Origin of the sequence: Maribacter sp. (genome assembly GCA_020629415.1) — a bacterium.
Classification (GTDB): Bacteria; Bacteroidota; Bacteroidia; order Flavobacteriales; family Flavobacteriaceae; genus Maribacter; species Maribacter huludaoensis.
This window is the reverse complement of sequence record JAHDDL010000022.1, coordinates 1,816-14,802: the sequence shown is the minus strand read 5'-3', so window position 1 is coordinate 14,802 and position 12,987 is coordinate 1,816. Positions and strand designations below refer to the sequence as shown.

Sequence of the window (12,987 nt, the reverse complement as noted above, 5' to 3'; positions counted from 1 at the left end):
AATAAAGAAAATGGCAAGAATTTTAACAGGCATACAAAGTACAGGAACTCCGCATTTAGGTAACATTCTTGGGGCGATCAAACCGGCAATTGAAATGGCAAATGATCCTTCTAACGAATCTTTTCTATTTATAGCGGATATGCATTCATTGACCCAGATCAAAAATGGCGCGGAATTACGCCATAACACCTATGCCGTTGCCGCAACGTGGCTAGCTTTTGGGTTAGATATAGAAAATACTGTCTTCTATAGACAGAGCGATGTGCCACAGACTACCGAGTTATCTTGGTACCTAAGCTGTTTTTTTCCATACCAACGTTTAACACTTGCCCATTCTTTTAAAGACAAGGCAGATAGATTGGACGACGTAAATGCCGGACTATTTACCTACCCAATGTTAATGGCTGCAGATATATTGTTGTATGATGCAAATATTGTACCTGTAGGCAAAGATCAAATGCAACACATAGAAATGACCAGGGATGTTGCTTCTCGTTTTCATGCTCAATTGGGAGAAACATTTGTTTTACCGGAAGGCAAGGTACAAGAAGAAACCATGTATATACCTGGTACGGATGGTGCCAAAATGAGTAAGAGCAAGGGTAATTTGATCAGTCTGTTTCAATCGGATAAAAAACTACGCAAACAGATTATGGGCATACAAACGGATAGTACCCCAATGGAAGATCCAAAAGACCCAACTAACGATAATGTATTCGCCCTTTATCAAATTTTGGCCAGTCAACCTCAAATAGAAGAAATGAGCGCCAATTACTTAGCAGGAAACTATGGGTATGGGCATGCAAAACAAGCACTTTACGAAGTCATCGTCAATAAATTTGAAGAACCTCGCGAGAAGTTTGAGTACTATATGAATCACTTAGAAGAACTGGACGATGCTTTAGCTTTAGGCGCGGAAAAAGCCAGAAAAGTAGCGGACGGAGTACTAGAAAGGGTTCGTGAAAAGTTAGGTTATTAAAAAATACTTCAAAAAACATCATATTGAAAAAACCGACCTAGTGGTCGGTTTTTTGTTTCAATGAAACTTGAGTGTTCTTCTAGTTTTCTGATATAAAATAGCATTTTATCGATAAAGTGCTGAATTAGTTCCTGTTGTTCTTTTAAAATTCAAAAAACAAACTGAGTGGTTTGTAAAATTTTTAAATAGCCTCGAACAATTTACCAGGCAGTGGCCGTATTACCCCTTTCATTTCCATGGTCAACAAGGTAGAAGATGTTCTAAAAATTGGCAGCTTACAATCTAGGGCGATACTGTCTAAAATTTGCTTGCCGTTATTCTGTAAGTAAGTATAAATATTCTGTTCTATATCATCCAATTCAATGAACAATTGTTTTTGAATGCTCTTGCTCTTATTCTGTTTCTCCTCAATATCCCAATCCAACAAATAAATTAAATCTGCAGCCGATGTCATTACATGAGCTTTTTGCTGCTTGATCAGGTTATTACAGCCCAGACTATATTTATCCGTTGTTCTGCCTGGTACGGCAAAAACATCTCTATTATAACTGTTGGCAATATCGGCAGTAACCAAGCTTCCGCCTTTTTCAGCAGATTCCACTACCACGGTAGCTTCGCTTATCCCGGCAATTATTCGGTTACGCTTTAAAAAATTTTCACGTTCAGGATTACTTGTACTCCAAAATTCGGTATAAAAACCGCCGTTCCTTAAAACATCTGCCTGATATTTGGCATGTACCTTTGGGTAGATTTGATTTAAGCCGTGGGCTAGACAACCTACGGTTTGCAGACCATGCTTTACGGCCTCTCTCTGAATGCAAATATCTACACCGTATGCAAAACCACTAATGATTACAGGATTCAATGGCGCCACCTCCTCAATAAACTTTTCGCAAAAAGACGTTCCGTAACTGGTAATCTTACGTGTGCCTACTACGCTTATAAGTTTACGGTTCTGTAAATCAATATTTCCTTTTTTGAATAACAAAATAGGACCGTCTATACAATGCTTTAAATACTTAGGATAGTCATCATCTAAAAAATACGTGCAACTTATATCGTTCTTTAAAATATAATTGTATTCAGACTCCGCGGCCTCTACATGCTCCACATCAAATAAATGCTTGATCGTATGTGTACCTATACCATCAATTTTAAGTAGATTTTGCTTTTTATCTTCGAAAATTGCGGATGGACTACCGCAATGCGAAATTAATTTCTTTGCAAGTACATCTCCAATATTTGGCACATGTTGCAAACGAAGAATTGCAACAAGTTCATCAGCAGTATGTTGTGTAGTTTTCATTTCTTGTTCACAAATAAGCGAAAAAAATATGTTAATAAAAAGTTACCAAAGGGGTTTTTATACCTCTTTATTTTTTTCATATTTGTGATCCTATGGTTTTAGAACACTATATAAGCGATTTACTTTATAGGTACAACTGTGTTGTTGTTCCTGGTTTTGGAGCATTCCTTACCCAAAAAAATTCAGCCCAATTAAATGTAGTTACAAACACGTTTAGCGCGCCGAATAAATCTATTGTTTTTAATAGACAACTCATCTCTAATGATGGGCTTTTGGTTTCTTATGTGTCAAATGCAGAGAAGGTTTCTTATGAAACTGCATTGGTTGAAATTGAAAAACAGGTAAAATCTTGGCAAGAGGTTTTAATTAAAGAAACTTCTTTACACCTAAAGAATATTGGTTCTCTAACCAGAAATGAAGAAGATAAAATATTGTTTCAACCTACTAACGAAACAAACTATTTAACATCATCATTTGGTCTTTCTAACTTTAATTCTATTCCTGTAACTAGAGAAGTTTTAAAGGTTGAAGTAGAAGAAATTGAAGAAAAAATACCGTTCGTTATCAGTCCTGAGCGCAGAGAAACAAAAGGTTTTAGACCTTATCTAAAATATGCCGCTATTTTAATGTTGGCATTTTCTACTGGCATAACCGGTTACCGTGCTTACCAACAGCAGCATACAAACGAACAAGTAGCAAGACAGGATGCTGAAGAGTTTGTAAATAAACAAATTCAAGAAGCAACCTTTTTTGATTTATCTCCTTTAGAATTGCCAACGGTTACTGTTGATGCTACAACAACTTCAGCAACAAGACCTGCTACAAACAAAGGTGAAGCAACACATTTTATAGTTGCAGGTGCATTTAGGGTTAAGGGCAATGCAGATAGAAAAATAGAACAACTTAAAGCAAATGGATTTAATGCCGGTTATTATGGCACTAATGCATATGGTCTTCATATGGTAACTTTTGATAGTTATACCAATGCAAACGATGCTTTAAATGCCTTGCGTGAAATTAAACGTACGCAGTCTAAAGATGCTTGGTTATTAACCGAAAAATAAACACGTACACATTTTATAAGTAGTATTGATGCCCGTATCTTTGCGAAAAATTTCAGATTAATGGAAGCAAAGACTCCTGCAGCATCACGTACAACAATGACCGATTTGGTTCTCCCAAGTGAAACCAATGCACTTCAAAATTTATTTGGTGGAGAATTATTAGCGCGAATGGATCGTGCCGCCAGTATTGCCGCCGGAAGACATAGCCGTAGAATTACAGTGACCGCATCCGTAAACCATGTAGCTTTTAATTTAGCCATTCCACTTGGTAGTGTCGTTACCGTAGAAGCAGCCGTTTCTAGAGCATATAACACCTCTATGGAGGTATATATTGATGTTTGGATAGAAGACCGATACAGTGGCAAGAGCACAAAGGCAAATGAAGCTATCTATACTTTTGTTGCCGTTGATGAAACAGGAAAACCAACTGAAGTACCTGAACTGAAACCAGAAACCCCTCTAGAGATTACCCGCTTTGAAGGTGCACTACGTAGAAAGCAATTAAGTTTAGTATTAGCCGGTAAAATGAAACCGGATAATGCTACCGAACTTAAAGCTTTGTTTACGAAGTAAATAGCGCTCTGTATTATTTTTATAATTTCGGTTCTAAGTACAATCTAAGCAATAATACTTGATCGGGAAAGCTAATTAGGCTATATACCGATGTATATACCCTTTGGTGGAAAAAGAACAGAATGGCAGATTATGACCAATTGAACAGTTATTACATCAAAAGCCTTTCTAAAGACTTAGAAGAAGCAGGGTTTAACCCAATAGAATACATCCCAACACAGAATAAGGGGTATCGAGCTAACGGAGAAAGGCATCCGCATAGTTGGTCTATAATTGATAAACATGAGTTGATGAACTGGATAAACGACTGAGACTATAACCGAACTTAGTTCGGTAAAATCAAACTACATAATCCAATCTTCAACCATTACAGACTAAATAGCCTCTCTGTACAAATCTTTTTCCAATTCTGACTGCTCTAAATCAACCTTAAAGGAAAGGTCCATTTCCATTTTTGTTGCATTGTCCCAGATATAAAGTGCAGCCAAACCTATGCTCCCTATTATGAAAAAGGCAATAGAAAAAGCAACTAGTCCGCCAAAAGCCAAAGTTAAACATGTAGCTAAGAAAACAACATAAACTACTATTGGTCTAAGCGACCAGCTTAAATTAAAACTAGGTGATTTCGTATTTTTATCTAATTGATTTTGAGTAGACTCTGAATTTAAAGTGATTGTGTTGCCCATGATAGTTCCGTTTTACTGATTAATACTGTAAAATTCGGAAAAATTAATCAACCCACAACTACATAATCCAATGAAAATCAATATGATAACACTAATTTAAAGAATTGATATTATTCAAATACCAAAAAAATAATACTGATAAAATTACCTACTAAAAATTGAAGTTATCGGGATCCGGACCGGTACGTTCGCCAGTCTCCAATCCATCTAAAAAGGCAATATCTTCATTAGAAAGCTCAAAATCAAAAATATCTGCGTTAGAAGCAATACGTTTTGCATGTACAGATTTGGGAATAGCAACAACACCTTTTTGTAGATTGTAGCGTAAAATAATCTGTGCTACGCTCTTATTATATTTTTCGGCTAAATCTGAAAAAATATCCAATTTAAAGACCTTGCCCTGCATAAAAGGAGACCAAGATTCGTATTGAATTCCGTTATCGACACAAAAATCTATTAGCTCTTGTTGTACTAAATGCGGATGAAACTCCATTTGGTTCACCATAGGCACTACCTTACAATCACTCATGACATCCTCTAAATGATGTTTTAGAAAATTACTGACACCAATAGCCTTAATTTTTTTTTGCGCGTACAAATGCTCTAAAGCTCTCCAAGTATCTTTGTATTTACCTTTAACCGGCCAGTGAATTAAATAAAGATCCAAGTAATCTACACACAAACGTTCTAAACTAGCATCAAAAGCCTTTAGTGTTTCTTCATATCCCTGATCATCGTTCCAGACTTTGGATACCAGGAAAATATCATTTCTATCTACTCCGCTTTCACGTATGCCTTTACCTACGCCCTCTTCATTCTTATAAGCTGCGGCGGTATCTATATGACGATAGCCTAACTGAAGTGCACTTTTAACGGCATCTACAACCTCTTGATCATTATCTGATAGGTAAGTGCCTAAGCCTAAATATGGCATCTTTACCCCATTACGTAATTCAAAGCTTCCTTTAATATCTGTGATAATAGGTTCGTTTTTCATAAGAGTAAATTTTAAAGGCGATACACCCACTCTTCTGGGTTAAGGCGAGCTGTATCTTGATATAGATAGAATTTTAATCTGGTCTGACCATTGTTCTTATTGGTATAAACGACACCAAGTTCTTCTTTACTGGCTACTTTATCTCCCTTTTTAACATATAGCTCAGAAAGATTGTAATATGTACTAATGAAATTACCATGTTTGATCTGAACACCCTTATTACCACCTGGTACGGCCAAAATAGCAATGACTTCTCCTTCAAAAATAGCGCGAGCTTTAGAACCCTCATCGGTAGCAATGATAACTCCGTTACTTTGGTGCTTAATTCCCGGATAGACCGGATCGGCATATACTCCAAAACCTTGACTTTTTACACCTTTCTCAACCGGCCAGATCAATTTACCCTTGTTGGCAGAAAAATTATTTGCAATTACGGTAGCTTCAGGAGTTAATACGAACTTACTAGAATTTTTGGTAGAACTACCCGACTTTTTGTTTGATGCGGCAATGGCGCTTCTAATCAACTTTTCTATCTGTTGATCGATCTTTCTAGCTTCCTTCTTTTTCTTATCAATGGCACTTGTATACTTGCTCTCATTCTTGCGTATAGTACCTAACAATGCTTTCTGGGTCTGAATTTCAGCAAATAATTGGTTTTTTGCCTTTTTGTTTTGCGCCAACAAAACCTCTTTCACTTTTCGCTCTTCGTTCAAATCTGCATTTAAACGCGAAAGTTCCTCGGTTTTAGCCAATATTTGAGCTCCTTGCTCTTTTCTATAATCTGTATACTGCTTCATATACTGAAGCCTTTTAAATGCCTGAAAAAAGCTTTCTGAAGATAACAAGAACATTAATCTATTCTGTTTGGATTTGTTCTGATATGATTTCTGAATCATTTTAGCGTACTCGTCCTTTACTTCTTGCAGTTCTGTTTTTAACTTGCCAATGTTTCTGATATTGGTATTTATCTGCCTGTTCAACAAATTAGATTGTTGATTGGTAACCCGAATTAGTTGTTGGCGTACGGTAATTTTTTTATCCAATGCCTCCATTTGATCCAAGACATTTCCTTTTTCCTTTTTCTCGGCAAAAAGCAACCGGTTAATATCACGTATTTCTGATTGAAGTTGCGCTCGTTTTTCCTCCAAAGCTTTTTGCTCACTGGTCTGCGCAAAAACAGATACCGTAGTGAACAGGACCAATAGAAAAGAAACAAACTTTATTTTGAACAACATTCTCTTACAACTCTATTTCATTAAACCCTTTTGGAATTGAATATGGAAAGTTAACTTTTCCGTTCAATTCTAAATTCTTAAACTCAAGGTCTATCGTATTTTCCTTATCCTTACTTATGGCCTTTACCATAATCTCATTAGGCAAAACTTCTTTATCTATACTTTGATAATTTTTATAGGCTATTTCCAACAACCGCTTATCGGCGGGTTGAGAAAGCTGTTGCAATGCCATTTTAAAATTTTTAGGCTCTATTTGAAACAAGGTTTTGTACAAAGTACCTTGCTGCTTTGGGGTAAGCTTGTAGGCATCTTCAGAAATACCAATATTATATTTTTCTTCTCTTAAATCTACTATTGCCTGTCCGGTCAATAGATTTTGTAAAATAGAAAAATCGACATCTGTTCCTAACAAATCACTTAAATAAGAAAAATCACCATCAAAATATTCGTTTTCCAATTTGTTGTAAAACGATACCCTATCTGGAGTAATATATGCCTTAACAATACCTAAGGGTGCGCTCATCCAAATAGCTTTATCCTTTTCCATTCGTAAACTGACGGAAACACCTTGCGAACTTTCGCCATCGGAATAATTTATTTTTACCCTCCCTGCCAATGTCTTAAAACCAGCTTCATTTTGGTAATGCGCTTTTATAACCGATTTAGACGACAATTTAGCATCTACTGTACCACCGGAAATTACCTTTGTACTTTTACAAGATGCGGTAAAAACAATAACTACCAGCAGTAAAACATATTTTATCTTCATTGTATCCAAAAACTTCGTTATCTAAAATGCCTATTTAATTTTACTAAGGTACATATTTGCTTTAGAGGTATTATTGGTTGAGGTATATGCATTTGCCAATTCTTTATAAATAGCATTTTCTAACGGCGTATCATCAATTAGATAATCTAAAGCTGTTTCTAAAATTTCTATAGCGTCATTATGCTTTAAGTTTTTATTTAATGCCGTACCGTTTGCATAATAAAAATAAGGCTGAGAGGGAAAACGTTCCATAGCCTCTTCAGTTGTAGCAAGCAATTTAGCATTGTCACTGGCTGATGCCAACAGACTTTCAATTTTAGCTGTATAGCCCTCTACATTATTTAATTCTTTTGAAGCAATAACATTGTTGGGCTTTATACCGGGAACCAACTTCTTTTGTTGATGCGCAATGGAGTCATTTATTTTACGCTCAAGGTATTCCTGTTTTTTGGAAGTTTTAATTCCCTTCAACATTGCCTTAGCGGTAAGGTAATCTTCATTTAGATAATAGATTTCCGCCAAATTTCCTCTAAGTGCAACATTACTCCACGGTAAATTTCCCTTTACCTCTTCAATGGCAGATTTGTTGGCATCTACTACATCAACCAAAGTTTCTGCATACCAATAATTCTCTGGCTCACCATTAAGCGCTTCCAATGCATACTCTTGAGCAAGTATCAGTTGCTTGTCATATAAATGAAATTTGGCAAGTTCAAAAGAGACCACGGTATTTTGAGGCTGCAGACGTTTGCATTCTAAAAAATAGGTGATGGCACGGTCATAATTTCTAATGCCCATTTGCTTTAAGCCCTCAAAAAAATTTTCTTGAAAAGCATCTGAGTATTCTTCTAAAAAAACCTCTGAGCTTTGCTCCACTGCCAATTCTTGATTTTCTTGCGCATGTATGAATTTCGGTGTAACTAAAACACCGAAAAGAAAGCCCAAAAAAGTCAATTTATTCATCTTTTGACTATAAAACTACTTGACACCCGTACTACCAAAACCGCCTTCGCCCCTGGCAGTTTCAGACAAACTATCAACTGGGTTCCACTCCGCACGCTCATGTTTTGCAATAACTAATTGCGCTATACGTTCACCGTTTTCCACTATAAAATCTTCACTACCCAAGTTGATCAAAATTACACCCACTTCACCTCTATAATCAGCATCAACAGTACCGGGAGCATTAAGTACGGTTACTCCTTTTTTTGCGGCCAGACCGCTTCTTGGTCTTACTTGAGCTTCAACACCTACGGGTAATTCAATGAAAAGACCGGTTGGTATTATTGCTCTGCCCATAGGCTGAAGAACTATAGGTTCCGTAAGGTTTGCCCTCAAATCCATACCAGCAGATGCATTTGTTTCGTAATGCGGCAAATCATGGGCTGATTTATTAATAATTTTTATGTTCATCTGTTTACAAATAGTTTTTTAAGATTCTCAAACTCCAGTTTATAGACCAAGCCCAAGAACAAAATTAATAACGGTATACCAACAAATAGGTTTCTATCAAAAATGTAAAATGAAAGGATAGAAAACAAGATGGAAATTCCTAAATAAAAGATAATTTTTCTAAAGTTATATGGAATAGGATAATACATACGCCCGAAATAAAACGAAAGCAACATCATGGTTCCGTAAGCCATTAACGTAGCTACTGCCGATGCCATATACCCAAAATACGGAATGAAAATTAAATTGACAATGATGGTCAAAACGGCACCGATCATTGATATATAGGCTCCAAATTTGGTGCGATCCGTAACTTTATACCAAACGGATAGGTTATGGTAAATTCCTAAGAAGAAAGCGGCCAACAAAATTAACGGTACTACTGGCATGGCCTCCCAATAAGCTTCATCACGCACAAAGAGCACTTTTAAGACATCAGAAAAAACAATTACCGCTAGTAAAATAATACTCCCCAGTACCACAAAATAATTCGTTATTTGGGCATATGCCTTTTGAGGGTACTTGGTATCCGAGTGGCTAAAAAAGAAAGGTTCAATACCCATTCTAAACGCAGTAATAAACAATGTCATGAACACTGCCAACTTTACGCAAGCACCATATTTACCCACTTCTTCACTAGCTATTTCAACTGGTAAAATTTTCTCGAGCAAGATTTTATCCAATACTTCATTAACGGTAAATGCAATACCTGCCACCATTACCGGCATGGCGTATTTTAACATTCTTTTCCAAATATCCGTATCAAAAACATAAGGTCTTCTTAGATATACCCGTAACATTAGCATAAGAGTAACGGCACTTGATACAAGATTTGAAATTAGAATATACAAAATCTCATAATCCGGTTTATATATTGAAGCTAGAACACCATCACTGTCCATTGCCATTTTTGGCAGTAATAGTAAGAAAAAGGAGTTGAGCCCTAAGTTCAAAACTACATTGATCAATTTAATTATGGCAAAGCGCATAGGTCTTTCATTGGCCCTTAACCATGCAAAAGGTATGATGACCAAGGCATCTAAAGCTAAAATCCAAAAGACATAACCAATATATTCTATTGATATTTCCAGAAAATTTGATAGTGGAGACTTAAACAAAAATCCAACAATCATAAATATTAATGTAGAGCCTAAAATGGACAATAAAGAAGTGGAAACAACCCTTTTCTTATTTTCAGAATCCTTGTAAAATCTAAAAAAAGCAGTTTCCATACCATATGCCAAAAAAATATTGAATATGGCAAAATATGCATAAATCACCACCACCTGCCCATAAGAACTTGGCAACATAACACCCGTATAAATGGGCACTAGTATGACATTAAGCATCCTAGGCAAGACAGTTGCCAAGCCATAGATCGCAGTTTGTTTAAAAAGTTTTTTGAGTGGATTCAAGCACTATACATTCAAGTGATAAAAGTACCTATTAAAAGCCTAGTTACAAAGTTAGTTTTTTAGTGCTCCCTTATAAATTAATGGTTGCTTTTGTTTTATACCCTCTACCTTGGTATATTTTGTTTCACCATTTTCAAGATAACTAACAATTGCTTCATCGATTTTTAATGAAAAACTCTTTGTTTCTGACGATTCTGGACTATTATCAGGCATTCTAACAACAATCACCTTGTTATCTTCAATAGTATCCATAAGAGCTTTTACTTGTTTACCCCTAAAATAAACTTCACCTACCTTAATCTCAGAATTATCCATTAAGGATACGGGAATTCTTAATTCAATACCGGAACCACTTTCCTCTCTTCCACCAACATACTGTTGGCAAGTAGCTTTCCCTATTTCAAAAGGAATTTCTGTCTGTAAATTTTTCTGAGAAGTACAGCTCGTTAGACAAAGGCAAAAAAGTAAAAAACAACTATTTAAATATTTCATTGAAACCATATTATTCTTATAAAGATATGAAGTAATATGGGTATAATTGGTCATTTAACATTGCTATCATAAATAACCATTAATCCTGTATTTGTAATTGTTTCAATTTTCCAAGTTCGTTTTTAATTTGTTTATACATAAAAACACAAAAAATTATTAGTAACACAATTGCCGAGAACAATATATAAAGATAAAACCCATGAGATAACGTAGCTTTAAATTGCGGTAATAAAATTACAAATCCAATAACGTAGGTTACCAATGCTATAGGTGTAATTAAATAATGGGTATATTTTCTGAAACTATAATAGTTGGCTAAATCACTTTTAAAAGTACTGGAATCCTTACTAAAATTTATTCTACTCAATTTCTTTAAACTAAATAATTCAACAGCAATTCTTATTACTAAACTACCAATCATTAAGCCGATACCAAGCATGAATGTAGCGCTCTTATATCCTGATACGTATATTAAGTAAGAAACCAATATTATAATAGTAAGCGTTAAAACTATATTACCGGTTTTTTGCTTGTTCTCTATAGATTTTACATTTTTTAAAAGCGTTTGAAACCCATCTTCGGTTGCAGATACCTTTGTTTGGTTCTGCCATTTATTTTGCAATTCCTTAAAATTATCCATTGTTTACACATTTTGTAAGTTGTTGTTTTATTCTATGTACCCTAGTCCTGATAGCTTCATGCTTAATCCCGATTATTTCCGAAATTTCCAGTTGAGGCAATCCTTCCAGTTCCAATAAAATAATTGCCTTATTAGTACTATTCAAGCTATTGATACATGAATACAATTGCATTAACATCTCTTCTTTCTCAACAGAAATATCATCACTATTACTAACCTGAAGACTTTCAATTTGAAGCTCCCTGTCCTTTTTACGTTCCCGCTTTATTTCGGCTAAGCAAGTATTTACACAAATACGGTAAATCCAAGTACCTATTACGCTTTCATTTCTAAATTGGTCTAAATTTTGCCAAATTTTTATAAAAGTTTCCTGAACCAAATCTTTAGCTAGAGACTCGTTACCCCCAGTATACCCCATGCATAATCGCATTACTTTAGGGTAATTTTCATCATATATCTTCTGATATGTGTTTTCTTTGTTACCCATTAGTCGTTCAACGCAGTTTTAACATTCTCAATAAACCATTGTGGTTGGTCATACATGATAAAGTGAGATGCCCCATTAGCAAATTCAATGCTATATTCATTAAGCGCTTTATATTGTAGTTCATAAGTAGATTTGGCCATTTCTAAACCATAAGGTTCCGTAGCGGCAAGTATTGTAACCGGCGTATTAATCTCAGCCAAATCTTCTCTTAAATCTAACTTTAACAAATCTGTATAACCATAAACATAAGTTTCTCGGTCAGCTATTGTCATCCAATCTTTAATTTTTTCTTGATATACCTTTTCTTTGGTCATACCGTTAGCCATTTGAGTTGCCATAGCTTCAAAATCGTTTGCATTCATTGCCAGTACTTGTTTGTTATAAGGTGAATCATATACCATATAATCACTTTTAAAGTTAGGCATCATTAAAGCACCGGTGGACGGTAATGCATCTACAATAATCAACTTATTATAAAATTCACTTTCAGTAGCCATCCAAAGTGCTAATGCGCCACCTAGACTATGACCTATTAAAATAGCGTTCTCTAATTTATTTTCTGATATATATTTCACAACTCCTTTTTTTATTTTGGGAAGCCAAGGTTTTTCAATAGCAGGTACATCTCCAAAGCCGGCAAATGTAAATACATGACATTCGTAATCTTTTGCTAGCTCTGCAACTGTAGCGTCCCAAACATCACCTGTACATGCAAAGCCTGGAAATAAAAGTATCGGTTCGCCTTTACCAATTACTACAACTTTAAAAGGATAGTCTTGTGCAGTTGTTGAAAGAGAGGAAATAATAAATAATGAGTATACTAAAAGTTTAATTGTATTCATCGAAAGAGTTTTTTGTTTGTTCACCCTTTAGATTCAAATTTTAAAAAATG

Annotated in this window: 16 protein-coding genes; 4 read left to right on the top strand and 12 right to left on the bottom strand. The window is 35.3% G+C overall.

The annotated features are described in order from the left end of the window. Positions 1–10: 10 nt before the first annotated feature. The gene (trpS, locus tag QZ657_RS10285) at positions 11–979 is read left to right on the top strand and encodes a tryptophan--tRNA ligase (RefSeq protein WP_291966705.1); all 969 of its coding nucleotides are present in this window, start codon (positions 11–13) and stop codon (positions 977–979) included. Between the two features lie 181 nt (positions 980–1,160). On the opposite strand, the gene dprA is transcribed toward trpS, so the two are convergent. Next, a complete protein-coding gene (dprA, locus tag QZ657_RS10280; protein ID WP_291961007.1) occupies positions 1,161–2,285 on the bottom strand; it encodes a DNA-processing protein DprA in 1,125 nt (374 codons plus the stop codon). 92 nt (positions 2,286–2,377) lie between these two features. Here dprA and QZ657_RS10275 point away from each other — a divergent pair, with 92 nt between their 5' ends. The 3 genes from QZ657_RS10275 to QZ657_RS10265 all read left to right on the top strand — a co-directional run bounded on the left by QZ657_RS10275 (position 2,378) and on the right by QZ657_RS10265 (position 4,233). Continuing rightward, entirely contained in the window at positions 2,378–3,349 is a 972-nt protein-coding gene (locus tag QZ657_RS10275) for an SPOR domain-containing protein (protein ID WP_291961009.1), read from the top strand. 60 nt (positions 3,350–3,409) lie between these two features. After that, positions 3,410–3,922, top strand: coding sequence for an acyl-CoA thioesterase (locus QZ657_RS10270; RefSeq protein ID WP_291961010.1), 513 nt, complete (start codon positions 3,410–3,412; stop codon positions 3,920–3,922). Between the two features lie 122 nt (positions 3,923–4,044). Then, positions 4,045–4,233, top strand: a complete 189-nt coding sequence (locus tag QZ657_RS10265) for a hypothetical protein (RefSeq protein ID WP_291961012.1) — start codon at positions 4,045–4,047, stop codon at positions 4,231–4,233. A gap of 63 nt (positions 4,234–4,296) precedes the next feature. Here the strand turns inward: QZ657_RS10265 and QZ657_RS10260 are convergent, their stop codons facing one another. From QZ657_RS10260 to QZ657_RS10210, 11 genes are all read right to left on the bottom strand, one after another. After that, entirely contained in the window at positions 4,297–4,608 is a 312-nt protein-coding gene (locus tag QZ657_RS10260) for a hypothetical protein (RefSeq protein ID WP_276470495.1), read from the bottom strand. 151 nt (positions 4,609–4,759) lie between these two features. Continuing rightward, positions 4,760–5,605 carry an aldo/keto reductase gene (locus QZ657_RS10255; RefSeq protein ID WP_291966703.1) on the bottom strand — a complete coding sequence of 282 codons (846 nt, stop codon included), beginning with the start codon at positions 5,603–5,605 and terminating at the stop codon, positions 4,760–4,762. An 11-nt stretch (positions 5,606–5,616) separates the two neighbouring features. Beyond that, complete coding sequence (locus QZ657_RS10250) at positions 5,617–6,840, bottom strand: murein hydrolase activator EnvC family protein (RefSeq protein ID WP_291966701.1); 1,224 nt, start codon at positions 6,838–6,840, stop codon at positions 5,617–5,619. Positions 6,841–6,844: 4 nt separating this feature from the next. Continuing rightward, entirely contained in the window at positions 6,845–7,609 is a 765-nt protein-coding gene (locus tag QZ657_RS10245; protein WP_291966699.1) for a DUF4292 domain-containing protein, read from the bottom strand. A 30-nt stretch (positions 7,610–7,639) separates the two neighbouring features. Beyond that, positions 7,640–8,572 (bottom strand): tetratricopeptide repeat protein, encoded by a 933-nt coding sequence (locus tag QZ657_RS10240; protein WP_291966697.1) that lies wholly within the window; start codon positions 8,570–8,572, stop codon positions 7,640–7,642. 15 nt (positions 8,573–8,587) lie between these two features. Then, the gene (gene dut, locus QZ657_RS10235; protein ID WP_276470500.1) at positions 8,588–9,022 is read right to left on the bottom strand and encodes a dUTP diphosphatase; all 435 of its coding nucleotides are present in this window, start codon (positions 9,020–9,022) and stop codon (positions 8,588–8,590) included. Then, positions 9,019–10,476, bottom strand: coding sequence for a lipopolysaccharide biosynthesis protein (locus QZ657_RS10230; RefSeq protein WP_291966694.1), 1,458 nt, complete (start codon positions 10,474–10,476; stop codon positions 9,019–9,021). The genes dut and QZ657_RS10230 overlap by 4 nt, the downstream gene beginning before the upstream one ends. A 51-nt stretch (positions 10,477–10,527) precedes the next feature. Beyond that, positions 10,528–10,968, bottom strand: a complete 441-nt coding sequence (locus QZ657_RS10225) for a hypothetical protein (protein ID WP_291966692.1) — start codon at positions 10,966–10,968, stop codon at positions 10,528–10,530. A 79-nt stretch (positions 10,969–11,047) separates the two neighbouring features. Further along, the gene (locus QZ657_RS10220; RefSeq protein ID WP_291966691.1) at positions 11,048–11,608 is read right to left on the bottom strand and encodes a hypothetical protein; all 561 of its coding nucleotides are present in this window, start codon (positions 11,606–11,608) and stop codon (positions 11,048–11,050) included. Beyond that, the gene (locus QZ657_RS10215) at positions 11,601–12,095 is read right to left on the bottom strand and encodes an RNA polymerase sigma factor (protein ID WP_291966689.1); all 495 of its coding nucleotides are present in this window, start codon (positions 12,093–12,095) and stop codon (positions 11,601–11,603) included. Before QZ657_RS10215 ends, QZ657_RS10220 begins: the two co-directional genes overlap by 8 nt. After that, positions 12,095–12,937, bottom strand: a complete 843-nt coding sequence (locus QZ657_RS10210; RefSeq protein WP_291966687.1) for an alpha/beta fold hydrolase — start codon at positions 12,935–12,937, stop codon at positions 12,095–12,097. Before QZ657_RS10210 ends, QZ657_RS10215 begins: the two co-directional genes overlap by 1 nt. Positions 12,938–12,987: the final 50 nt, after the last annotated feature.